We start from the raw sequence: 23,915 nt of genomic DNA, 5'->3' as shown, positions 1-23,915 counted from the left end.
TCCGAATAACGCACACGCCGATGGGGTGCCTTGCGCAGCGAAATAAAGGAGGAGGCCGCAGGCCGGGGGACATTCGCGGAGCAAGGTACCCCGTCGGCGTGGGCGCGCCCTGAACAACGGCGAAGAAACAGACAAGCATTCATCTCAGCGAGCCCCCTCAGTAGAGCTAGCGACAGGCGCAGTAAGCGGCGTGCTGGCCTGCAAAGAGGTAGTCGTCATGCCGGCCGCGGCAGCCTTGGCAGCCGCCTTGCGCCGGATGCGGTAGGCAATGAGGGTGTCGCAGGCCAGCAGGGTGAACAGCAGCAAACCCTGGAACACACCGGTGAGCGACTTGGGCAGACCCAAACGCGACTGCGCAAGCTCACCACCGATGTAGAACATGCTCATCAGGATGGCCGAGAAAATCATGCCCACCGGATGCAGACGGCCGACGAACGCCACGATGATGGCCGCGAAACCATAGCCCGCCGGCACATACGGCGTGAGCTGGCCCAATGGGCCCGCCACTTCCAGCGCACCGGCCAGGCCGGCCGCGCCGCCCGATGTCAACAACGCGATCCACACCGCACGCCGTGCCGAGAACCCCGCATAGCGCGACGCCGCCGGCGCCAGCCCGCCCACCTGCTGCGCAAAGCCCGCGCGCGTGCGGAACAAGAACACCCACAACGCCCCCGCGCCCACCAACGCAATGACCAGCCCGATGGTCACCCGCGAGCCCTTGAACAGGCGCGGTATCTGCGTGACCGCCTCGAAGGTCTTGGACTGCGGAAAGTTGTAGCCGTTCGGGTCTTTCCACGGGCCGTAGACCATGTAGCCCAGCAACAGCGTGGCCACGTAGACCAGCATCAAGCTCACCAGAATTTCGTTGGCATTGCACTTGTCGCGCAGGAACGCCACGATGCCTGCCCACAGCATGCCGCCCAGCATGCCCGCCACCAGAATGGCCACCACGATCCACTGGCCCGTGTTCTTGTCGGCCAGCAACGCAACACCGCCGGCCGCAATGGCACCGAACACAAACTGCCCCTCGGCGCCGATGTTCCACACGTTCGAGCGAAAGCACACCGCCAGGCCCAACGCAATGATCAGCAAGGGCGTGGCCTTGACCATCAGCTCGCCAATGGCGTAGCCGTTCTTGATGGGCTCGTAGAAGAACACCAGCAGGCCCTTCACCGGGTCCTTGCCCAGCGCGGCGAACAGCGCCACGCCAATCAGCACGGTGATCAGCAACGCCAGAATCGGCGAGGCATAGCTCCAGAAGCGCGAAAGCTCCGGGCGGGGTTCAAGCTTGAACATGGGCAGCCTCCGAATGGGTGTGGCCTTGCCACAGGCCGCTCATCCACTCGCCGACCTGCGGCAGCGTGGCCACGGCGCGGTCGATGGAGGGCGACAACCGGCCCTTGGCAATCACGTGCAGCCGGTCGCAAATGTTGAACAGCTCGTCGACCTCTTCGCTGATCACCAGCACGGCGCAGCCGGCGTCGCGCAGCGCCAGTATCTCGGCGTGAATCAGCGCGGCGGCGCCCACGTCCACACCCCAGGTGGGTTGCGAAACGATGAAGAGCTTGGGGTTGGCGTCGATCTCTCGACCGACGATGAATTTCTGCAGGTTGCCGCCCGACAGCGAACGCGCCGCCGCCCGCGGGCCACCGGCCTTGACCTTGAAGCGCTCGATGATGCCCTGCGCCTGGCGCTCCAGCGCGCCGGTGCGGATCCACCCGCCGCGGCCCACCGCCTCGCTGCGCGTGAGCAGCAGGTTGTGCGCCAGGCCCAGCGTGGGCACGGCGCCACGGCCCAGCCGCTCCTCGGGCACGAAGTGCAGGCCCAGTGCGCGCCGCGAGCGCGGGCGCAGCCGGCCGGCCGGCTTGTCGAACACCCGCACCATGGCCGCGTCGGCACGCACGTCCTCGCCCGACAGCGTGTACAGCAGCTCGCGCTGGCCGTTGCCAGACACCCCCGCGATGCCGACCACCTCGCCCGCGCGCACGTCGAACGAAATGGCGTCCAGGTCCACGCCAAACTGGTCTTCGCGCGCCAGCGTCAGCCCCTGCACGCGCAGCGCCACGGCGCCCGCATGCACCGGGCGGTGCTGCAGCGGCGGCGGCTCGCTGCCGATCATCAGGCGCGACAGCGACTGCGTGCTTTCGTTCTGCGGGTTGCACACGCCCGTGACCTTGCCGCCGCGCAGCACGGTGCAGGCGCTGCACAGCTCCTGAATCTCATGCAGCTTGTGGCTGATGTACAGAATGCTGCAGCCCTCGGACGACAGCTTCTTCAACACCGTGAACAGCTTGATGACCGCCTGCGGCGTAAGCACCGAGGTGGGCTCGTCAAGGATCAAGAGCTTGGGGTTGGTCAGCAGCGCGCGAATGATTTCAACGCGCTGCATCTCGCCCACCGACAGCGTGTGCACCGGGCGCGCGGGGTCGATGTCCAGGCCGTACTCGCTGGCCTTGGCGGTGATGCTGCGCGCCACTTCGGCCAGCTGCAGAGCTTTGTCCAGGCCCAGCCACACGTTCTCGGCCACGGTGAGGGTGTCGAACAGGCTGAAGTGCTGAAACACCATGCTGATGCCCAGCGCCCTGGCCTGCTGCGGGTTGCGCAGGTTGACGACCTGGCCGTCGAAGGTGACGCTGCCTTCGTCGGGCTTGACCGAGCCGTAGATGATCTTCATCAGGGTCGATTTGCCGGCGCCGTTCTCGCCGAGCACGGCGTGAATTTCGCCGGGTGCCACGGCCAGGGAAATGTCGCTGTTGGCCACCACCGCGGGATACCGCTTGGTGATGTGCGCGAGCTGGAGTCTGGGGGTTGTCATGCCGGGGTTTTCAGTGAGTGTCTCGTTCAACATCGACAGGCGGTGTACAGCTATAAGTTTAATAGCGACACCGCCCCCGGCCGGAGTGCCTCAGCCCCCGGTCATGCCCGTCTTGACATCAGGTCAATGGGCGCCGACATAGGCAAACTTGAAGAGGAACACGGCCGCGATGATCCACACCGACACATGCACTTCCCGTGCCCGGCCGGTGAACAGCTTCAAGATGGCGTACGAGATGAAGCCGAAGGCCAGGCCGGTGGCAATCGAGTAGGTGAAGGGCATGGCCAGCGCGGTGAGCGCGGCCGGAATCACCTCGGTGGTGTCGTCCCAGTTCAGCTCGGTCAGGTCGCGCAGCATCAGGCAGCCGACGAAGAACAGCGCGGGCGCGGTGGCGTAGGCCGGCACCGAGGCCGCGAGCGGCGAAATCATCAGGCAGGCCAGAAACAGCACGGCCACCACCACGGCCGTGAGCCCGGTGCGCCCGCCCGCCTGCACGCCCGCCGCGCTTTCCACGTAGGCCGTGGTGCTCGAGGTGCCGAGCAGCGAGCCCGCGAAGATGGCGCCGCTGTCGGCCAGGAGCGCCTTGTTCATGCGCTCCATCTTGCCGGGCACCAGCAGGCCGGCGCGCTTGGCCACGCCCATCAGCGTGCCGGTGGCGTCGAACATTTCGACCAGAAAGAACACCAGCACCACGTTCAGAATGCCGCCCTTCAGCGCGCCCATCACGTCCAGCTGCATGAAGGTGGGCGCCACCGACGGCGGCGCCGCGAACACGCCCTCGAACTTGTTGCCGCCCACGAAGAACGAGGCCACGGTCACCGCCAGAATGCCGATGAGGATGGCGCCGCGCACCTTCAGGCGGTCGAGGATCGCGATCAGAAAGAAGCCGATGGTTGCCAGAATGACCGGGGCCGAATGCACGTCGCCCAGCGTCACGAAGGTGGCCGGCGATGCCGCCACCACGCCCGCGCTTTTCAGCGCCACCAGCGCCAGGAACATGCCGATGCCCACCGTGATCGCTGTTCGCAGCGAATGCGGTATGCCGTCGATGATCAGCTTGCGCAGCCCCGTGACCGTGACCACCAGAAACAGGCAGCCCGAGATGAACACCGCGCCCAGCGCCACCTGCCACGTGTAGCCCATGCCCAGCACCACCACGTAGGAGAAGTAGGCGTTCAGCCCCATGCCCGGCGCCATGGCGATCGGGTAGTTGGCGTACAGGCCCATGATCAATGTGCCGAACGCCGCGATGACGCAGGTGGCCACGAACACCGCGCCCTTGGGCATGCCCGCGTCGCCCAGGATGCTGGGGTTCACGAAGATGATGTAGGCCATGGTGAGGAAGGTGGTGAGCCCCGCCACCAGTTCGATGCGCACCGTGGTGTTGTGCTCGCTGAGCTTGAACACCCGCTCCAGCAGGCCCGCGCCGCTTGAATTGCCCTCAGCCGCACGCGGACGTGCGGACTCTGCATGCCCCGGCTTGCGGGGCTCGGCGCCTTTGGGCGCCTGTTCCAACGTACTCATTTCGCTTGTCTCCAGCTGTTGTAGTGGCGGTTGCTTCATCGTTGCCCCGCTCACGACGCCGGCGCGAGCGGGACCCTTGAGGGATCGGAGGTTTCAGGCGCGGTGGGCGGGCGCGACGAGGCACCGGCGGGTATCGCGGAAACCGTGGGGCGCAGCGACGACGCCACGTTCTTGATGCATTCGCGCAGCCAGCGCGCCGAGCTCGACGAATGCGTGCGTTCGTGCCAGAGCTGGTAGTACATGAGCCGGGGCAGCGCCACCGGGCAGTCGAGAATTTTCAGCGGCAGCCGCGCGGCAAAGCGCTCGCAGTACTGGCGCCCGGTGGTCAGCACCAGCAGGCTTGAGGCCACCATGTCGGGTATGAGGCTGAAGTGCGCGCAGCGCGCGGTGATGTTGCGCTGCCGGCCCAGCTCGTCGAGCATCTGGTCGATGATGCCGCGCCCGCCCGGGTGCATGGGCGTGGGCGCGATGTGCTCGGCCGCCAGCCAGGTTTCCAGGTCCCAGCCGCGGCGCACCGCCGGATGGTCCTGGTTGACCAGCGACACCACCTCGTCGCCGAACAGGCGCGCCATGTGCAGGTCTTCCGGCGGCTTGAGCCAGTTGCCGATGACCAGGTCGACCTGCCCCAGCGCCAGGTGGCCGTGGTAGTCCGAGTCGGGCGAGAGCGCGTGAATCTCGATCTGGCACAGCGGTGCATCGCGCTTGACCTGCGCCACCAGCATGGGCAGGAACAGCGGGTCCATGTAGTCGCTGGCGGCAATGCGAAAGGTGGTGGCCGCCGACTGCGGGTCGAAGCCGCGTGCGTCGGAGAACAGCATTTCGGCCGCGCGAAGAATGCTCGCGGCCGGCTCGATCATGCGCAGCCCCGCGTCGGTGGGCACCATGCCCGAGCCCGAGCGCACCAGCAGCGGATCGCCCGACAACTCGCGCAGGCGTTTCAGCGCGGCCGACACGGCCGGCTGGTACATGCCCAGGCGAATGGCGGCGCGCGAAACGCTGCGGTCGGTCAGCACGGTGTGCAGCACCCGTATGAGATGCAGGTCGATCTTGTCGAAAAGCGCTTGGTCTCTCATGGCTGTTCACACCTTTCTTGTCTGTGCGAACAGTTATACAGCGCAGCATTTGGCGAACCGGGGGGTGAAAGTGAAGCTCGGACCGTGCGAGCACGGCCCGCTGTCATTCGACCGATGCAGCCTGCACCATCGTGATGGCGCGAAGAATCGACTCGCTCGTGGCCGGCGCCTTCAGCGGCGGATCGACCCGGTGGCCCCCGGCCGCCGACACCGCATCGCGGATCGCGAAGAACACCGAGAACGGCAGCAGCAGCGGCGGCTCGCCCACGGCCTTGCTGCGGTGGATGGAGTCTTCGAAGTTCTGGCCTTCGAACAGGCGCACGTTGAACACGGGCGGGCAGTCGTTGGCGGTCGGAATCTTGTAGGTGCTGGGGGCGTGCGTGGTGAGCTTGCCACTTTGCGGATGCCACACCAGTTCTTCGGTGGTGAGCCAGCCCATGCCCTGGATGAAGGCGCCCTCGACCTGGCCGATGTCCACGGCCGGGTTCAGCGACTTGCCCGCGTCGTGCAGGATGTCGGCGCGCAGCAGCTTCCATTCGCCGGTGAGCGTGTCGACGATCACCTCGCTCACTGCCGCGCCGTAGGCGTAGTAGTAGAACGGGCGGCCCTGCATCTTGTCCTTGTCCCAGCTCAGGCCGGGCGTGGCATAGAAGCCGTCGGACCACAGCTGTTTGCGGTCCAGATACGCCTCGCCCACCACGGTGCTGAAGGCCAGCGTGCGGCCGTTCACCTCGACCTTGTCGTTGGCAAAGCGCACGTCGCCGGGCTTGCCGCCGTGGCGCTCGGCCGCGCAGTCGGCCAGGCGCTCGCGGATCTGGCGGGCCGCATCTTGCGCGGCCTTGCCGTTCAGGTCGGCGCCGGTCGATGCGGCCGTGGCCGAGGTGTTGGCCACCTTGGTGGTGTCGGTGGCGGTGACTCGCACGCGCTCGAAGCTCACGCCCAGCTCGTGCGCCACCACCTGTGCCACCTTGGTGTTCAGGCCCTGGCCCATCTCGGTGCCGCCGTGGTTCACAAGAATGGAGCCGTCGGTGTACACGTGGACCAAGGCACCGGCCTGGTTGAAGTGCTTCACGTTGAACGAAATGCCGAACTTCAACGGCGCCAGCGCCAGGCCGCGCTTGAGCACCGTGCTCTTCTGGTTGAAGGCCGCGATGTCTTCGCGCCGCGCGCGGTAGTCGCTGGTGCTTTCCAGCTCGGCCACCAGCTCATGAACGATGTTGTCGGTCACGGTCTGGCGGTAGGGCGTGACGTTGTTTTCTGCCTTGCCATAGAAGTTGACGCGCCGCACGTCGAGCGGGTCGCGCTTCAGCTCACGCGCCACCGAGTCGAGGATGTTCTCGATTGCAATCGCGCCCTGCGGGCCACCAAAGCCGCGAAAGGCCGTGTTGCTCTGCGTGTTGGTCTTGCCCGAGAAGCCGTGCATGGCCACGTTGGGCAGCCAGTAGGCGTTGTCGAAGTGGCACAGCGCGCGGGTCATCACCGGGCCTGACAGGTCGGCCGAATGGCCGGCGCGCGACACCATGGTGATCTCCGCGCCCAGAATGCGGCCTTCGTCGTCGTAGCCCACTTCGTATTCGTACCAGAAGCAGTGGCGCCGCCCGGTGATCATGAAGTCGTCGTCGCGGTCCAGCCGCAGCTTCACCGGGCGCTGCAGCTGGCGCGCGGCCACGGCCGCCACGCAGGCGAAGATGGCCGACTGCGACTCCTTGCCGCCAAAGCCGCCACCCATGCGACGGCATTCCACATGCACCTCGTTCGACTGCAGGTGCATGGCATGCGCCACCAGGTGCTGCATTTCGCTCGGGTGCTGCGTGGAGCAGTGAATGTGCAGCGTGCCGCCTTCCTTGGGAATGGCGTAGCTGATCTGGCCTTCCAGGTAGAACTGCTCCTGCCCGCCCACGTCCAGCGTGGCCTTGTGGCGATGCGGTGCCTGGGCGATGGCGGCGCGCACGGCCGCCTCGTCGCCCTGGTTGGCAGCCCCGCCGCTGCGCACGATGTGCATGGGCGGCACCACGTACTGGCCGCGCGCATGCGCGTCCTGCGGGGTGATGACGGGCGGCTGCGCCTCGATGGTCATCGCGTCTTTCGCCTTGGCGGCGGCGCGGCGCGCGGCGTCGCGTGTTTCGGCGATCACCGCGAACACCGGCTGGCCAAGGTAGCGAATGTCGCCACCGTCGTTCACCGGCAGCAGGATGGGGTCGTCGTGAATGATCGAGCCGCAGTCGTTGGTGCCCGGAATGTCGTCGGCCGTCAGCACCGCCACCACGCCCGGCATGGCGCGAATGGCGTCCAGCGACAGCGCCGTGACACGGCCGTTGGCCACCGGCGACAGGCCCAGCGCGCAGTGCAGCGTGCCGGCCAGCTCCGGAATGTCGTCGATGTAGGTGGCCTCGCCGGCCACGTGCAGGTGCGCCGACTCGTGCGGGCGGCTGATGCCCACGCGCATGCCGCGCTCGTGCGCCAGCGCCTCGGCGCCCACGTCGATGCGCGCGGCGGCGTTGGCAAGGTAGTCGGCAAAGGCCTCGGCGGGCTGCAGCAGGCGGGCGTCGATGGGTTTGTTCATGGTCAGACTCCTGCGGCGGTGGTCGGGGTGGCCGAGGTGGCAGATGTGACGTGAGGCATCACGCTCCAGACGCTGGTTTCTTCGAGCGACAGGGCGTCGTTGGCGCGGGTTTCGAGCCACAGGCGCTGAATGAGGTTCTGCGCCACCTGCAGCCGGTAGTCGGCCGATGCGCGCATGTCCGACAGCGGCTTGAAGTCTTGCGCCAGCGCCAGCTTGGCGGTGGCCACGCTGGCCTGCGTCCAGGGCTTGCCCACAATGGCCGCCTCTGCACCGGCGGCGCGCTTCACGGTGGCGGCCATGCCGCCGAAGGCCAGGCGCACGGCCTTCACCGTGTCGCCGCCGTCCTCGAATTCAATGGCAAAGCCCGCGCACAGCGCGGAGATGTCGCAGTCGAAGCGCTTGCTGATCTTGTAGGCACGCACATGGCGGCGCATGGCGGCATGCGGCACCGCCAGCCCCTGCACGAACTCGCCGGGCTGCAGCTGGTTCTTCATGTAGTCGACATAGAAGTCGGGCAAGGGCATGCGGCGCACCACGGTGCCGCGGCGCAGCTCGATCTGCGCGTCCAGCGACATCAGCACCGGCGGCGAGTCGCCGATGGGCGAGCCGTTGGCCACGTTGCCGCCCATGGTGCCGGCGTGGCGAATGGGCGGCGAGGCAAAGCGCAGCCACACGTCGGCCAGGCTGGGCACGCGCGAAACCAGCGCCGAGAAAGCCGATTCGAGCGAGGCGCCGGCGCCGATGTAGAGCTCGTCGCCCGCATCGGTGGCGCGGTCTTCGATGGTCTTCATCTCGGCCACGTCGCCCACGTAGATGATGTCGCCGAGGTCGCGAAACTGCTTGTTGACCCACAGGCCGACGTCGGTGGAGCCGGCCAGCAGCTGGGCACGCGGTTTCTGCTCGCGCAGGGCGGCGAGCTGGGCCAGGGTCTTGGGGGCGTGGAAATGGTCGATGCGCGCGCCGAGCGGGGCGGCGTAGTCGAGCCCGTCGTTCTGCAGCGCGGTGAGGGCGGCAACCACCGGCGTGGTGTCCAGCCGCACCGCGGGCAGGTCGAACATGCGCTGGCCGGCGTCGAGGATGGGGCGGTAGCCGGTGCAGCGGCACAGGTTGCCCGACAGGTCGTCGGCCAGTTGCTGGCGGGTGGGCTGGGTGCCTTCGGCCTGGTGGTGCTCGTAGGCGGACCACAGCGACATCACGAAGCCGGGGGTGCAAAAGCCGCACTGGGAGCCGTGGCAGTCGACCATGGCCTGCTGCACGGGGTGCAGCGTGTGGACGGTGTGCGGTTTCTTTTCAGCGGTCTTTTCGACCTTGCACTGGCCCTTCAGGTCTTCCACCGTGAACAGCGCCTTGCCGTGCAGCGTGGGCAGAAACTGGATGCAGGCGTTCACGGTCTGCAGGCTCAGCCCGCCGACGGTGCCCGGCGCGGCCGGGTCGGTGGCCAGCTCGCCGATGACCACGGTGCAGGCGCCGCAGTCGCCTTCGTTGCAGCCTTCCTTGGTGCCGGTGCAGCGGGCGTCTTCGCGCAGCCAGTCGAGCACCGAACGGGTCGGGTGAACGCCGGTGACGTCGACGATCTTTCCGCGATGGAAAAAGCGGATCGGTTGAATCGGGCTGCTGTGGCTGCTGTCGGTGCTCATGCTTTTTTGGGGCTCGTGGGGGACCTGTTGTCGGTCAGTCATGGACGTTAGCGGCTTGTGTGGCGTCGTGCATACGGGGTCGCCCATAACGCGTATGTGGGGGTCGGTATGCCACGTCCGGGGAAACCCTTGCGAAGGCGCTGCAATTCCCGGGCCACGCCGACAGAGACCGGGATTACCCCTGCGCGATCGCCACCCAGGCGGACGCGACCAGCGTGGCGCCCGCCGCGGCAAGCAAGCCGCCCACCAGCCATTTCAGCGTGCGCGGTTGCAGCTTGTTCGGCAGGCGGTGGTGCAGCCGCGTGACCGCGTAGACGACCGGCATCGCGCAGCCGGCCAGCAGCGCCGAATAGCCGGAGAAATGCCCCGTCGGCACCACGATCACCAGCCGCACGAGCGAGTTGAAGGCGAACATCAGCAGCAGCGCGCGGCGCACCAGCTCGCGGTCCAGCGGCTGGCGGTACATGTGAAAGACGATGGGCGGCCCCGAGCTGGAGAACAACCCGCCCAGCACACCCGACAGCCCACCGATGACGGCAAAGCTCCTGGCGCTGGACACCTTGGCCAGCGGCCGGCCCTGGCGCACCAGCAGCACGGCGCAGCCCAGTATCGACACGCCCAGAAGCCCGCGCAACCAGTCGACCGCGCCGCCACTGAGCCAGGTGAGCAGCAACAGCCCGACGATGACGCCCACCGTGCTGCCATTGAGCGCCGGCTTCATCAACTGCCAGGGCACCACGCCGGGCCGGGCGCGAAAGTACGTCCATGCGTTGACCAGGCTGAGCACCGTGGCGGCATTGGCCGTGTCGCTCACGCTGGCGATGTGGAACACCGACACCAACCCGAGCAGGATGAGACTGAAGGCAAAACCGGTCAGGTTTTGCGCGTAGGTGGCCAGCGCGACGCAGGCCATGAAGACCAGCACGGGGCCGGCCTGGGAAAAAATCTCTGGCACCGGGAACGCAGTCAGAAAGCAGGAGAAAGCGCGGAAAGGCGGCGCAATGCGGGAAAGAAGCGGTGCGGAACGAACATTCGAAGAGACATCAAAACAACGGAAACGCGCGGGGCGGGGGCGGCCCCAAGAATACAGGGCATGGAGCGCGTACCGCACGCGCCCTCAGCGCACCAGGTCCCACCCCATCATCAGCGCCGCAAAGCCCATCAGCGCGGTGCCGCCCCAGCCGAGCCAGCGGGTGCGCCGCCCGGAGGTGAACACGCCCATCACCTTCTCGCGGGTGACCAGAATCATCATGGCCGCCATGATCGGCACGGCCACCACGCCGTTGATGACGGCGCTCCAGTACAGCGCCTTCATGGGGTCGATGGGAGTGAAGTCGAGCGCGGTGCCCACCAGCGTGGCCACGGCGATGATTCCGTAGAACTCCTTGGCCTCGCGCCAATGCCGCTCCAGCCCTTCTTCCCAGCCGAAGGCCTCGGCCACCGCATAGGCCGCCGAAGACGCCAGCACCGGCACCGCCAGCAGCCCGGTGGCGATGATGCCGCCGGCAAACAGCCAGAAGGCGAAGTCGCCGGCCAGCGGGCGCAGCGCCTCGGCGGCCTGGGCGGCGGAGGTGACGTCGTGCACGCCGGCCGAAAACAGCACCGACGCCCCCACCACCATCACGAAGAACGCGATGAGGTTGGAAAACGTCATGCCCACCCAGGTGTCCAGCCGCACGCGCTTCAGGTCGTGGCGCACCTGCTTGTCGGTGCCGCGCTGGCCGCCCTTCAGGCGCAGCTCTTCCACCTCTTGCGATGCTTGCCAGAAGAACAGGTAGGGCGAAATGGTGGTGCCCAGCAGGGCCACGATCATCATCCAGTAGTCGCCGCTCCACTGCAGCTTGGGCACCACCAGGTCGTGCAGCACCGTGCCCCACTGCACCTGCACCACGAACACCGCCGCCACGTAGGCGAACAGCGTGAGGGTGAGCCACTTCAGGATGTGGGCCAGCTTGCGGTACGGCACAAACACCTGCAGCAGCACCGTGAGCACGCCGAACACCAGCGAATGAAAATGCGCCCCGCCGCCCACCACCAGCTGCAGCGCCTCGCCCATGGCGGCAATGTCGGCCGCAATGTTGATCGTGTTGGCCACCACCAGCAGCGCCACCAGCACGATCAGAAAGCTGCGCGGCATGTGCTCGCGCAGGTTGGCCGCCACGCCCTTGCCCGTGACCCGGCCGATGCGCGCGGACACCAGCTGAATGGCGACCATGAAGGGCAGCGACAGAAACACCGTCCACAGCAGGCCGGTGCCGAACTGCGCGCCGGCCTGGGTGTAGGTGGCAATGCCAGAAGGGTCGTCGTCGGCCGCGCCCGTGACGACGCCCGGGCCCACGTGGCGCAAGAAGGAGGGAATGCGTTTTTTCATGTCTGTTCCGATGGTTGCACGCCAAGGCTGACCTGTACATGAACCGCGCGCCGGTTCATGCCTTGGCCTTGTCCGAAAACAACGCGGTGATGACCTGGCGCAGCCAGCGGTTGCCCGGGTCGGCCTCGAAGCGCTTGCTCCAATGCAGCGACACGGTGAAGTCGCGCAACGGAAACGGCGGCTCCACGATGGCGTAGCCGCCCTCCTCGGCAAAGCCGCGCGCAATGTTGCGCGGCATCACCACGGCCAGGTCGGTGGCGCGCACGATGGCCGGCAGCACCATGAAGTGCTCGGTGGTCAGGCGCAGCCGGTCTTCCAGGTTCAGCAGCTGCAGGATGCGCAGGGTGTCGGCGTGGGTGCGCACGGCCACGTAGTCGAGCTCTTGCAGCGCCTCCAGCAGCGCCTGCCCGCTGCGCCGGCGCTTCACGAACGGGTGGTCCTTGCGCAGCAGCACGATGTAGCGGTCGCGCAGCAGCTGGGTGCGCTGGGTGTCCTTCACGCGGGGCAAAAAACCGAAGGCGAAGTCGACCCGCCCGCTGTCCAGCGCGGTGGCGATGTCGCCCACGGCCAGCGGCATGGTCTCCACCCGCACGCCCGGCGCCAGCTCGCGCAGCCGCGCCATCAGCGCCGGCAGAAAGCGCCCTTCGCCGATGTCGCTCATGTGAATGCGAAACAGCTTGCGCGAGGCAGCCGGCTCGAAGCGCTCCGGCTCGCTCAGCGCCTGCTGCAGCGTGGCCAGCGCCGACTGCACCGGCACCGCCAGGCGCTCCGCGCGCGGCGTGGGCGCCACGCCGCCGGGGCTGCGCGTGAACAGCGCGTCGCCCAGCAGCAGGCGCAGCCGCGTGAGGCCGTGGCTGGCCGCCGGCTGGGTGAGGCCCAGGGCCTCCGCCGCGCGGCTCACGTTGCGGGTGCGAAACACCGCATCGAACAGCCGCAGCAGGTTGAGGTCGACCGCATCGATATGCACAGGGTTCATATTGGATAGCCGGATTATTTTATTGAAGTATGGCGCAGGCATGACCACACTCACCCGTCCTTCCCCGCTCCCCCCGAGCCACAACAACAACGAGACACGATGGAAGTTTCATTCAGCAAGGAAGTGGAAATGCTGCGCCTGGGCGCCGGCGACACCTTCCACGGCGAGGGCATCCTCGCCATCACCAAGGGCCTGCTGCAGTCGGGCGTGGCCTACGTGGGCGGCTACCAGGGCGCGCCGGTGTCGCACCTGCTGGACGTGATGGTCCAGGGCAAGGCCTACATGGACGAGCTGGGCGTGCACGTGGAGGCCTGCTCCAACGAGGCCTCGGCCGCGGCGATGCTGGGCGCGTCCATTCACTACCCGCTGCGCGGCGCCGTCACGTGGAAGTCCATCGTCGGCACCAACGTGGCGGCGGACGCGCTGTCGAACCTGTCCTCCCCCGGCGTCACCGGCGGCGTGCTGGTGGTGGTGGGGGAGGACTACGGCGAAGGCGCCAGCGTGATCCAGGAGCGCACGCATGCGTATGCGCTCAAGTCGAGCATGTGCCTGCTCGACCCGCGGCCCGACCTGGGCGTGATGGTGCGCATGGTGGAAGAAGGGTTTCGCCTGTCGGAGACCTCGAACATGCCCTGCCTGATGGAGCTGCGCATTCGCACCTGCCACGTGCGCGGCAGCTTCGAATGCAAGGACAACATTGCGCCAGCCGTGTCCACGCTGTCGCCCATGAGCGAGCCCGCGCGCTTCGACTACATGCGCCTGGCGCACCCGCCCGTCACCTTCCGGCACGAGAAGCTCAAGGGCGACGAGCGCATTCCGGCGGCGCGCCGCTACATCGTCGAACAGGGCCTGAACGAACTGATGCCCGGCGCGCGCCATGCCGACCTGGGCATCGTGGTGCAGGGCGGCCTGTACAACGCGCTGATTCGCAGCATGCAGCAGCAGGGCCTGGCAGACGCCTTTGGCGCGACCGACATTCCCCTGCTGGTGCTCAACGTGACCTACCCGCTGGTGCCCGAGCAGGTGGCCGACTTCTGCGTGGGCAAGCGCGCCGTGCTGGTGGTGGAAGAAGGCCAGCCCGAATACATCGAACAAGACATTGCCACGCTGCTGCGTCGGCGCGACATTCAAACCCCGCTGCACGGCAAGGACCTGCTGCCCGCGGCGGGCGAGTACGGCGTGGAGGTGCTCTCCGGCGGCATCGGCGCCTTTGCCGCGAAATACATTGCGCCCAACGATGCGTCTTCTTCCGCGCGGGCCTGGCTGGCCGGCAACCGCGAACGCCGCGAGGCCGTGGCCCGCCAGCTGAGCGCGCCGCTGCCCAACCGGCCGCCGAGCTTTTGCATCGGCTGCCCGGAGCGGCCGGTGTTCTCCGCGCTGAAGCTCGCGCAGCAGGAAACCGGGCCGGTGCACATTGCGGCCGACATCGGCTGCCATGCCTTCGGTACCTTCGAGCCGTTTTCCATGGGCCATTCGATCCTGGGCTATGGCATGAGCCTGGCGAGCCGCGCGGGCGTCGCGCCCATGATGAACCGGCGCACGCTGTCGATCATGGGCGACGGCGGCTTCTGGCACAACGGCCTGCTCACCGGTGTGCAGAGCGCGCTGTTCAACAACGACGACGCGGTGCTGCTGATCTTCAAGAACGGCTACACCGCGGCCACCGGCACGCAGGACATCATCTCCACGCCCGAGGACGAGCTGAAGGAACGCGCCGTCGACAAACGGGACAGCCTGGTCGACAAGAACCAGACCATCGAGGCCACGCTGAAAGGCCTGGGCGTGCAATGGATGCGCACCGTGACCACCTACGACGTGGAGCGCATGCGCAAGACGCTGACCGAGGCGCTCACCAGCGACTTCAACGGCCTGAAGGTGGTGATTGCCGAAGGCGAATGCCAGCTGGAGCGCCAGCGCCGCATCAAGCCCTGGCTTGCCGGACTGCTCAAAAGGGGTGAGCGCGTGGTGCGCGTGAAGTACGGCGTGGACGAAGACGTGTGCAATGGCGACCACGCCTGCATTCGCCTGTCGGGCTGCCCCACGCTCACGCTCAAGGACAACCCCGATCCGCTGAAGGTGGACCCGGTGGCCACCGTCATCGACGGCTGTGTGGGCTGCGGCCTGTGCGGCGCCAACGCGCACGCGGCCACGCTGTGCCCGAGCTTCTACCGGGCCGAGGTGGTGCAGAACCCGAAATGGCACGAACGTTTGCTGCACGGGCTGCGCGGCGCGGTGGTGCGCGCGCTGCAACCGGCATGAGGGGCGAAGGCATGGAACACAACCGTCCCCTCACCCTGCTCATCTGCGCCCTTGGCGGCGAAGGCGGCGGCGTGCTCACCGAATGGCTGGTCGACATTGCGCGGCATGCCGGCTACGCGGCGCAGAGCACGTCGATTCCCGGTGTGGCGCAGCGCACCGGCGCCACCACCTATTACCTCGAAGTGTTTCCCGTGCCGCTCGCACAACTGGGCGGCAGGCGGCCCGTGTTCAGCCTGAGCCCGGTGCCGGGCGCGCTCGACGCGATCGTGTCGTCGGAGCTGCTGGAGACCGCGCGGCAGGTCGGCAACGGCATGAGCGCGCCACTGCGCACGCTGGTCATCAGCTCGTCGGCGCGCATCCTCACGACCGCGGAGCGCATGGAGCCCGGCGACGGCCGCGCCGACGCGCAGCGCCTGGTCGACGTGGTGAAGGCCTTCAGCCGCGAGCACCATGTGTTCGACATGAACGCGATTGCGCGCGACGCCGGCACGGTGGTCAGCGCGGTGATGCTCGGCGCCATCGCGGGCAGCGGGCTGTTTCCGTTTCCGCGGGAAGCGTATGAACACGTGGTGCGCGGCGGCGACACCAGCGCGCCCGAGAAGCTGAGCAAGATGGCCGCGGCCAGCCTGCGCGGCTTTGCGGCGGCCTTCGACGCGGTGAGCGCGCCGCGTGCGCAGGCCGCCTTCGTCAGCAGCGTGCTGGCGGGCGACACCAACGACGCACCGCCCCCCGCCAGCGCCCTGCCCGCCGAACTGGCGCGGCGCTTTCCGCCCGCCGTGCACGACATGCTCACGCTCGGCCATGCGCGCGTGCTCGACTACCAGGACGGCGCCTACGCCGCGCTGTACGCCGATCGCCTGGGCCGCGTGCTCGACGCCGAACGTGCCGCCGACCCGGCCGGCGCACAGGGCTTTGCCATTACCCGCGAGGCCGCGCGCTGGCTGGCGCTGTGGATGGCCTTCGACGACATCGTGCGCGTGGCCGCGCTCAAGGGCCGCGCCAGCCGCGCCCAGCGCGTGCGGCAAGAGGTGCGCGCGGGCGACGAAGACATCGTGAAGGTCTACGACCACTTCAAGCCCGGCGCCGCCGAATTCGCGGCGCTGCTGCCGCCTTCGCTCGCGCGCCGCGTCACCACCTGGGACCGCGCCCGCCAGGCGCGCGGCCTTGCGCCCTGGGCGCTGCCGCTGAAGGTAGGCAGCCATTCGGTGATGGGCATGGCGTCGCTTCGGCTGCTGGCGTCGCTGCGCTGGCTGCGCAGGCGCGGCAGCCGCTTTGCCGAGGAGCAAGCGCTGATCGAACGCTGGCTCGCGGCCGTGGAAGCCGGCGCGCGCGAGGCCTGGGCACTGGGGCATGAAGTGGCGCTGTGCGGGCGGCTCATCAAGGGCTACGGCAGCACCAATGAGCGCGGAAAGGAGAACCTGCTGCACGTGACCGGCCACCTTGCGGCGCAAGCCGGCGTGCCAGCGGACGAACGCGCGCAGGCCGTGGCCGCCGCGCGCACCGCCGCACTGGCCGACGATGCCGGCCGCGCGCTGGACGCCGCGCTGGTCGCGCACGGCGCACCCGCCCGCCCCGTCAAGGCCCAGCCCATCCGCTGGATGAAGCGCAAGCCCACCGGCGGCGCCTGACCCACGACCCACGCGCTGCCGCCATGCCCGCACTGCTCAACGTCGAGGACTACCGCCGCCGCGCGCGGCGCGTGCTGCCCCGCCTGGTGTTCGACTATGTCGACGGCGGCGCCGAAGACGAGCGCTGCCTGCGGCGCAACCGCGATGCGCTGGAGGCCTTGCCGCTGATTCCCGAATGCCTGCGCGACACCAGCGCCATGGACATCGGCATCGACCTGTTCGGTCGCCGCTGGAACGCGCCTTTCGCCATCGCGCCCATCGGCCTGGCGGGGCTGGTGCGGCCCGGCGCCGACGCCATGCTGGCCAGTGCCGCACAGGCCGCGCGCGTGCCCTTCATTCTGTCGACCGCGTCGAACACCCGCATCGAGGACGTGCGCGCCGCCGCGCCCGACGCCACGCTGTGGATGCAGCTGTACGTGATGGGCGAACGCGCCATTGCCGAGCGCATCGTGCGCCGCGCCCGGGCCGCGGGTTTCCAGGCTTTGATGCTCACGGTGGATGTGCCCGTCAGCGGCCTGCGCGAGCGCGACCTGCGGCACGGCTTTCGGGTGCCGATGCGCCTCACGCCGAGCACCGTTTTCGACATGGCGCGCCACCCCGGCTGGCTGCTGCGGCTCGCACGCACGGGCATGCCGACATTCGCCAACCTGCTGCCCGAGGACGACGAGGCACCGGTCTCCGCGCAGACCCAGGCCGCGCTGCTGTCGCGCACCATGGACCGCACGCTGAACTGGGACAGCATCGGCTGGCTGCGCAAGCTGTGGGACGGGCCCCTGCTCATCAAAGGGCTGCTGGGGGCCGAGGACGCGAAGCGCGCCGTGCAGCACGGCGCCGACGGCATCGTGGTCTCCAACCACGGCGGGCGGCAGCTCGATGCGGCACCGGCAAGTGTCAGCGCGCTGCCGGCCATCGTCGATGCGGTCGGTGGGCGCATGCCCGTGCTGGTGGACGGCGGCATCCGGCGCGGCAGCGACGTGGTGAAGGCACTGGCACTCGGTGCGCAGGCGGTGCTGCTCGGCCGCGCACCGGTCTACGGCGTGGCCTGCGACGGCATGCAGGGCGCGCTGTCGGTGCTGCAGCTGATGGCGCAGGAGACCGAACGCACCATGACGTTGATGGGTGCGTCGCGGGTGCGCGAACTGGGTCCGCGCCATGTGGGCCAGCCCGAATTTCGTTCGCCTCTCGAACAACGCAGTGCCGCGGCGCAGCTCAAGGAAAACACGCACGGGAAACCCTCCATATACCCGGTGCACGCGACTGCCTAGATTGCGCAACCACATCGAACACATAACGAAGGAGACCATGACCACCACCCGCCACCCCCACCCGACCCTGCTTGCCATTGCCCTGGCCGGCGCCGCGCTCGCCCTTGGCAGCGCCGCCGTGCAGGCGCAGGACAAACCCGTGCAGCTCAAGCTGTCGAGCTGGGTGCCCGCGCAGCATCCGCTGAACCCCGCGCTGCAGGCGTGGGCCGACGACATCAAGAAGGAATCGGGCGGCACCCTGACCGCGATCCTGTTTCCGTCGGAGCAGCTGGGCAAGGCCTTCGACCACTACGACATGGCGCGCGACGGCATCGCCGACTTTTCGTACGTGAACCCCGGCTACCAGCCCGGTCGCTTTCCGGTGATGGCGGGTGCGTCGCTGCCCTTCCTGTTCGCCAACGGCAAGGAAGGCTCAGCCGCCATCGACGCCTGGTACCGCAACTACGCGGCCAAGGAAATGAAGGACGTGAAGTACTGCTTCGCGTTCGTGCACGACCCCGGCACCTTCCACGCGCGCAAGAAGATCACCGTGCCCGGCGACATCAAGGGAATGAAGGTGCGCCCGGCCACAAGCACCGTGGGCCAGCTCATCACGTCTCTGGGCGGCACCAACGTGCAGGCCTCCGCGCCCGAGTCGCGCGACATGCTGGAGCGCGGCGTGGCCGACGCCATTACCTTTCCGTGGGGCTCCATCGGCCTGTTCGGCATCGACAAGGTGGTGAAGTACCACATGGACGCGCCGCTGTACGTCACGCCCTTCGTGTGGGTGATGAACAAGAGCAAGTACGAGGCCATGTCCGTCGCGCAGAAGAAGGTCATCGACGACCACTGCACCAGCGAATGGGCGCAGAAGGTGGCCGGGCCGTGGGCCGACTTCGAGTTTGCGGGCCACGCCAAGATGGCCGCGCTGCCGGGCCACGAAATCTACAAGCTCACGCCCGAGCAGCTCGACGCCTGGCGCAAGGCGGCCGCGCCGTCGGAGGCGCAATGGGCCGAGAGCGTGAAGAAGGTCGGTGAAGACCCGAAGGCGGTGATGGACGCGCTGAAAGCCAGCCTCGCCAAATACAAGTCTGCACTCTGATGCAGGGCCCGTATTGCCAGGGGGCCGCCGCGCACGGCCGCCCGAAGCGGCCGGCCCGCCCCCCGGTAGGGGGGAAGGAGAAGCGACACGCAGTGCGCGAAGCCTGGGGGGCGAGCCAATGAAGCGAAGCGTCATGGACCGCGCGATCAATGCGATTGAATGGCTTGCCGCCATCTTCGTGGGCATCGTTGCGCTCAACATCTTCGCGGCCGTGGTGCTGCGCAAGTTCTTCGACACCTCGATTCCTGACGCGTACGACTTCGGCCGCATGCTGCTGGGCATTTTGATTTTCTGGGGCATTGCGGCCACCAGCTACCGCGGCGGGCACATCACGGTCGACCTGGTGTGGACCGCGGCCGGGCCGCGCATGAAGCGCGTGATCGACGTGTTCGCCACGCTGGTGCTGCTGTTCGTGGTGGCCGTGCAAACCGCCATGCTGTTCGACAAGGTGCGCGGCACCTATGTGGACAACGTGCAGACCTACGACCTGAACATTCCCACCTGGCCCTTCTATGCGGTGGCCTGGGCCGGCGACGTGTGCGCCGTGCTGCTGATCGCCATTCGCACCTACCGGCTGATCTTTCACCCTGAACAGCTCGAAGAAACCCACCCAGAACAGAAGGCGGACGAATGAGCCCGGATGCAGTTGCCGTATTGGGCTTTGTCGCCCTGTTCGTATTGATGTTGTTGCGCGTGCCGGTGGGCATGGCCATGGGCCTGGTGGGTGTGGTCGGCTACAGCTACCTCGTGGGGCCCGGCCCCGCGCTGAAGCTGGTAGGCCAGACCTCCATGCGCACCGTGACCGACTACACCTTCGGCGTGATCCCGATGTTCATGCTCATGGGGGCGATCGTGTCGGTGTCGGGCGTGAGCCGCGAGCTTTTCAAGGCCGCCAACTCGATGATCGGCCACATGCGCGGCGGGCTCGGCGTGGCCACCGTGGTCGCGTGCGGCGGCTTTGCGGCCATCTGCGGCTCGTCGGTGGCCACGGCCGCCACGTTCTCTGCCGTGGCCTACCCCGAGATGCGGCGCTTCAACTACCCGCAGTCTTTTTCGACCGGCGTCATTGCCGCGGGCGGCACGCTGGGCGCGATATTGCCGCCGTCGACCGTACTGGCCGTGTACGCCATCCTCACGCAGCAGGACATCGGCAAGCTCTTCATGGCGGGCATCGTGCCGGGCATTCTGGCGATGGCGATGTACGTGATGACCATTGCCATCATCGTCAAGCTGCGGCCCGACTGGCTGCCCGGCGGCGAGGTCAAGCCGTGGTCGGAGCGCTTCAGGGACCTGAAGAACGTGTGGGCGCCGCTGGTGCTGTTCGTGTTCGTCATCGGCGGCCTGTACGGCGGCTTCTTCACACCGACCGAGGCCGGCGGCGTGGGTGCGAGCGGCGCGTTCATCCTGGGTCTGGTGCGGCGCAAGCTCGACGGCCCGAAGATCCGCGAGGCACTGCTGTCGGCCACGCGCACGGCTGCGGCGGTGTTCACCGTGCTGATCGGCGCGCTGCTGTTCGGCTACTTCCTCACCATCACGCAAAGCCCGCAGAAGCTCACCGAAATACTGACCGGCCTGGGCATTGGCCGCTATGGCGTGCTGGCGCTCATCATGGTCATGTACCTGGTGCTGGGCTGCCTGATGGATGCGATGGCCATGATCATTCTCACGGTGCCCATCATCTATCCGGTGATCGTGCACCTGGGCTTCGACCCCATCTGGTTCGGCGTGATCATCGTGATGACCGTGGAGCTGGGGCTGATCCATCCGCCGGTGGGCATGAACGTGTTCGTCATCAAGAGCGTGGTGAAGGACGTGAGCTTCACCACCATCTTCAAGGGCGTGCTGCCGTTCATCGTGACCGACATCGTGCGGCTGGTGATACTGATCGCGTTCCCCGTCATCGCCCTGTGGCTGCCGACGAGAATGGGCTGATGAGCAACACTGGCAACCTCAAGCAAGTCGTTTACACCGCGCGGGTGGAGTTCGGCGACTGCGACCCCGCGGGCATCGTGTGGTTTCCCAACTTCTTTCGCTGGATCGACGCGGCCTCGCGGCATTTCTTTGCCGAGTGTGGCGTGCCGCGCTGGGAAGAGACGAGCGAGACGCTGGGCGTGATCGGCACGCCGCTGGTCGATACGCACACCCGCTTCGTGAAGACCGCGAGCTATGGCGACACGCTGCAGATTGCGGTGCGCATCACCGAGTGGCGCGAGAAGAGCTTCGTGCAGACGTACCGCGTGATGCGCGGGGACGATTTGATCCTTGAGTGCGAGGAGGTGCGGATCTTTGCGGCGAAGCGTGAAGGCGGCGGGATTCGGGCAGTGCCGATTCCGCCATCGATCCGCTCGCTCTGCGAGTAACGCCTGCTCAGCGCGCCTCGGCCTGCAGCTTGACGAGCAGGCCGTCCACGCCGTGGTCGATCAGGTCGAAGACCTCGACAAAATCCTGCTGACCGCCGTACCAGGGGTCGGGCACGTCGCCGTCGATGCCATCGGCGAATTCGGTGAACAGGTGAACCTTGTCGGCTGTGCCTTCAGGGGCGAGCCTGCGCAGGGCCGCGCAGTGCTGAGTGGTCATGCCGATGAGCAGGTCGAAGTGGGCGAAGTCGGACTTTTTGACTTGGCGTGCGGCATGGGCGTGCATCTCGATGCCCCTGCGCTTGGCCTCGGCCACCGAGCGCCGGTCCGGAGGGTTGCCACGCTCTTCGTCGGAGATGGCGGCGCTGTCGACTTCGACCTGAAAACCGGTGGCGCGGGCCTTGTGCATGAGCAGCATGTGGGCTGTGGGGGAACGGCAAATATTGCCTGTGCAGACGAACAAGATGGACGGTTTCTTCATTCCCAAGAATAGCGCGGCAAGCGGATGGCCCTCTTGCGCCAGGGCTCGGAGGCACTGTTGCAGCGCATCGCCGCGCTACGATGAAACGATGCCCCTCCATCGACATAGACACATCGCCGCCATGCTCTGCGCCATCGCCCTGCTGGCGGCCTGCGCGACACCCGCCGACCGCGATGCCCGCTCATCCCGGAGCCCGGTCGTCGACCTCTCGCTGGCACAGGCGTTGACACCTCAGGCGAAGGGCGCGCGAGTGCACTGGAGCGGTGGCATCAGCGCCATCGATGCGCGCTAGGGACAGCGCCAGTGCTTCACCATGCTGCATGCCACCTTCGATGCGAAGGGCAACCTGCAGTGGCCCGCCGACGCACAAGACTTCATCGCCTGTGGCGCGGGGCCGTACGACAGCGATCTCGTAGCCCAGTTCACGCTGGTGAGCTTCGACGGCCGCGTGACCGGGCAGCAAGTTCTTGTAGGCAAGCCGGTGCCGGTGATCGAAATCGAGGCGCTCTACAGGCACTCCGACTGCACGCAGGGCAACGAGAAAATTTCGCAGTGCTACTCGGGCTACCTGCAGCCGCGCAAGCCCTGAGGGCTCGTCGAGACCGCGCTGGTTGTCGGCCTTCATTGCGGGCCACGCCGCGCGGTGCTTGCTGGGTATGCTGTGGTCGCGCTCGGGCGAACAGAGCGCGCAACAACTTCTGGAGAACCGATGAAGAAAAACCCTCTCGTGCTGCTGGTGGTCGGTGTGATTCTTGTGATCGCAGGCGCCTTTCTCACCTTCGGCAACTCGGCCCCGCGTGCCGACGCTGACACGGTGGCGAAGTGCCAGGAGCGCATGAAAGATCAAGGCACCGAGATGCGCGAGCGATGCAACGAGGCGGCCTTCGCAACCGCGATGACGGCCACCGATGCCAATGCCGCCGCCCGAGCAATCAGCGCGAGCAACAACAGCGAGGTTGGAGGGAATGCGATTGGCATGTTCCTGCTCGGCCTGGGCCTCGTCTTGACGGCAGCAGGCGGCTGGGCACTGCGAAAGCGCGCCGCAACGCAACGCACGGTTGCGTGACCCGCGAAGCCCGAGGTGCCCTTGCGTCGCTGCGAACAACGACGGGTCGGCACCTTTCGCAAATCGCAACCCAGAGGCGATAAGTCCCTCTTCCGCATCGCGGAAAGCGACTTCAAGGGTTGACGCGTCGCATGCCGCGGTGCAACAATTGGCAATCTTCATTTCGGAGCCTCGTGCGTGGACAGTGCCAGTTGGATCAGTGACAAGACGCGTGCCTCGGCAGGCGTGACACACCCGGCTCTCTAGCGCAGGCTTCCCCGCGCTGCGTGGCCGTTGTGCACGCAGCGTGACCCTCTTGCCCTTTGCGGCAAGCGGCTCTCCCCCCTTCCGATTTCCGTCGTTCTCGTTGCTGACTTTTTCAGTCAGCCTGGCGTGTCCGTGCGCGAGGCTCCTTCAACGCGAAGGAGTCTTGCCATGCGTCACTTTCATCTTCGTCTTCAGTCCCACGAACCGCAGCGCGTTCGCCCCTCGGCGCACGTGCCGAGCGGTGCGCCTTCGGCCGCCGTCGAGGCGCCGGCCGTCGATGCCACGCTGGACCAGGCCGCGGCGCTGTGGACCACGCGCCGCATCCGCAGCTTTCTGGTGCTCCAGCCCGCCACCGGCACGCGCCGCTGAGCCTGCCAGAGCACTTCTTTCGCAACCCACGCGATCCGCACAATCCAGGAGCACACCATGGACCCCGCCTCTCATCGGCGCCCCAGCGCGCCCCCTTCGCTTCGACTGATTGCAACAACGCGGCCTGCCGTCGCGCTTCGCAAGGGGTTGCTTCCGGCTGATTGATGCGCGGAGGTTCTCCCCGGGCGGGCGGCGGCCGCCCCG

21 protein-coding genes are annotated in these 23,915 nt (G+C 67.4%); 11 read left to right on the top strand and 10 right to left on the bottom strand.

What is annotated here, in order from left to right; genetic code table 11:
- Positions 1–144 precede the first annotated feature (144 nt).
- The 9 genes from VLK31_RS23440 to VLK31_RS23400 all read right to left on the bottom strand — a co-directional run bounded on the left by VLK31_RS23440 (position 145) and on the right by VLK31_RS23400 (position 12,959).
- Positions 145–1,296 (bottom strand): ABC transporter permease, encoded by a 1,152-nt coding sequence (locus tag VLK31_RS23440; protein ID WP_409170856.1) that lies wholly within the window; start codon positions 1,294–1,296, stop codon positions 145–147.
- Positions 1,283–2,815, bottom strand: a complete 1,533-nt coding sequence (locus VLK31_RS23435; protein WP_409170855.1) for an ABC transporter ATP-binding protein — start codon at positions 2,813–2,815, stop codon at positions 1,283–1,285. Before VLK31_RS23435 ends, VLK31_RS23440 begins: the two co-directional genes overlap by 14 nt.
- A 123-nt stretch (positions 2,816–2,938) precedes the next feature.
- Entirely contained in the window at positions 2,939–4,339 is a 1,401-nt protein-coding gene (locus VLK31_RS23430) for an NCS2 family permease (RefSeq protein WP_409170854.1), read from the bottom strand.
- Between the two features lie 50 nt (positions 4,340–4,389).
- Positions 4,390–5,412: a LysR family transcriptional regulator gene (locus tag VLK31_RS23425; RefSeq protein WP_409170853.1), complete on the bottom strand. Its 1,023-nt coding sequence runs from the start codon at positions 5,410–5,412 to the stop codon at positions 4,390–4,392.
- Positions 5,413–5,515: 103 nt separating this feature from the next.
- The gene (gene xdhB, locus VLK31_RS23420) at positions 5,516–7,975 is read right to left on the bottom strand and encodes a xanthine dehydrogenase molybdopterin binding subunit (protein WP_409170852.1); all 2,460 of its coding nucleotides are present in this window, start codon (positions 7,973–7,975) and stop codon (positions 5,516–5,518) included.
- Between the two features lie 2 nt (positions 7,976–7,977).
- On the bottom strand, positions 7,978–9,612 hold the full coding sequence (xdhA, locus tag VLK31_RS23415; RefSeq protein WP_409170851.1) for a xanthine dehydrogenase small subunit: 1,635 nt from the start codon (positions 9,610–9,612) through the stop codon (positions 7,978–7,980).
- 175 nt (positions 9,613–9,787) lie between these two features.
- The gene (locus tag VLK31_RS23410) at positions 9,788–10,525 is read right to left on the bottom strand and encodes a TSUP family transporter (protein ID WP_409170943.1); all 738 of its coding nucleotides are present in this window, start codon (positions 10,523–10,525) and stop codon (positions 9,788–9,790) included.
- A 204-nt stretch (positions 10,526–10,729) separates the two neighbouring features.
- The gene (locus VLK31_RS23405) at positions 10,730–11,983 is read right to left on the bottom strand and encodes an Nramp family divalent metal transporter (protein ID WP_409170850.1); all 1,254 of its coding nucleotides are present in this window, start codon (positions 11,981–11,983) and stop codon (positions 10,730–10,732) included.
- Positions 11,984–12,038: 55 nt separating this feature from the next.
- The gene (locus VLK31_RS23400; protein ID WP_409170849.1) at positions 12,039–12,959 is read right to left on the bottom strand and encodes a LysR family transcriptional regulator; all 921 of its coding nucleotides are present in this window, start codon (positions 12,957–12,959) and stop codon (positions 12,039–12,041) included.
- A 99-nt stretch (positions 12,960–13,058) separates the two neighbouring features.
- On the opposite strand from VLK31_RS23400, the gene VLK31_RS23395 reads away from it, so the two are divergent.
- From VLK31_RS23395 to VLK31_RS23365, 7 genes are all read left to right on the top strand, one after another.
- The gene (locus VLK31_RS23395) at positions 13,059–15,218 is read left to right on the top strand and encodes a thiamine pyrophosphate-dependent enzyme (RefSeq protein WP_409170848.1); all 2,160 of its coding nucleotides are present in this window, start codon (positions 13,059–13,061) and stop codon (positions 15,216–15,218) included.
- A gap of 11 nt (positions 15,219–15,229) precedes the next feature.
- Entirely contained in the window at positions 15,230–16,846 is a 1,617-nt protein-coding gene (locus tag VLK31_RS23390) for an indolepyruvate oxidoreductase subunit beta family protein (RefSeq protein ID WP_409170847.1), read from the top strand.
- Between the two features lie 23 nt (positions 16,847–16,869).
- The gene (locus VLK31_RS23385) at positions 16,870–18,111 is read left to right on the top strand and encodes an alpha-hydroxy acid oxidase (RefSeq protein WP_409170846.1); all 1,242 of its coding nucleotides are present in this window, start codon (positions 16,870–16,872) and stop codon (positions 18,109–18,111) included.
- Positions 18,112–18,148: 37 nt separating this feature from the next.
- Positions 18,149–19,192, top strand: a complete 1,044-nt coding sequence (locus tag VLK31_RS23380) for a TRAP transporter substrate-binding protein (protein ID WP_409170845.1) — start codon at positions 18,149–18,151, stop codon at positions 19,190–19,192.
- Positions 19,193–19,325: 133 nt separating this feature from the next.
- Positions 19,326–19,826, top strand: coding sequence for a TRAP transporter small permease (locus tag VLK31_RS23375; protein WP_409170844.1), 501 nt, complete (start codon positions 19,326–19,328; stop codon positions 19,824–19,826).
- On the top strand, positions 19,823–21,124 hold the full coding sequence (locus VLK31_RS23370; protein WP_409170843.1) for a TRAP transporter large permease: 1,302 nt from the start codon (positions 19,823–19,825) through the stop codon (positions 21,122–21,124). Before VLK31_RS23375 ends, VLK31_RS23370 begins: the two co-directional genes overlap by 4 nt.
- Positions 21,124–21,552, top strand: coding sequence for an acyl-CoA thioesterase (locus tag VLK31_RS23365; protein WP_409170842.1), 429 nt, complete (start codon positions 21,124–21,126; stop codon positions 21,550–21,552). Before VLK31_RS23370 ends, VLK31_RS23365 begins: the two co-directional genes overlap by 1 nt.
- Positions 21,553–21,559: 7 nt before the next feature.
- Here VLK31_RS23365 and VLK31_RS23360 read toward each other — a convergent pair whose 3' ends face one another.
- On the bottom strand, positions 21,560–22,030 hold the full coding sequence (locus VLK31_RS23360) for a low molecular weight protein-tyrosine-phosphatase (protein ID WP_409170841.1): 471 nt from the start codon (positions 22,028–22,030) through the stop codon (positions 21,560–21,562).
- 121 nt (positions 22,031–22,151) lie between these two features.
- Between VLK31_RS23360 and VLK31_RS23355 the strand changes: the two genes are divergently transcribed.
- The 4 genes from VLK31_RS23355 to VLK31_RS23340 all read left to right on the top strand — a co-directional run bounded on the left by VLK31_RS23355 (position 22,152) and on the right by VLK31_RS23340 (position 23,711).
- Positions 22,152–22,322, top strand: a complete 171-nt coding sequence (locus VLK31_RS23355) for a hypothetical protein (RefSeq protein ID WP_409170840.1) — start codon at positions 22,152–22,154, stop codon at positions 22,320–22,322.
- Positions 22,323–22,343: 21 nt separating this feature from the next.
- Positions 22,344–22,619, top strand: coding sequence for a hypothetical protein (locus tag VLK31_RS23350; protein ID WP_409170839.1), 276 nt, complete (start codon positions 22,344–22,346; stop codon positions 22,617–22,619).
- A gap of 138 nt (positions 22,620–22,757) precedes the next feature.
- The gene (locus VLK31_RS23345) at positions 22,758–23,096 is read left to right on the top strand and encodes a hypothetical protein (protein WP_409170838.1); all 339 of its coding nucleotides are present in this window, start codon (positions 22,758–22,760) and stop codon (positions 23,094–23,096) included.
- A gap of 414 nt (positions 23,097–23,510) precedes the next feature.
- Positions 23,511–23,711, top strand: a complete 201-nt coding sequence (locus tag VLK31_RS23340; protein WP_409170837.1) for a hypothetical protein — start codon at positions 23,511–23,513, stop codon at positions 23,709–23,711.
- Positions 23,712–23,915: the final 204 nt, after the last annotated feature.

This window comes from Variovorax sp. H27-G14, assembly GCF_046156345.1.
In the GTDB taxonomy this organism is placed as follows: domain Bacteria; phylum Pseudomonadota; class Gammaproteobacteria; order Burkholderiales; family Burkholderiaceae_C; genus Variovorax.
This window is presented reverse-complemented; position numbering and strand designations above follow the sequence as displayed.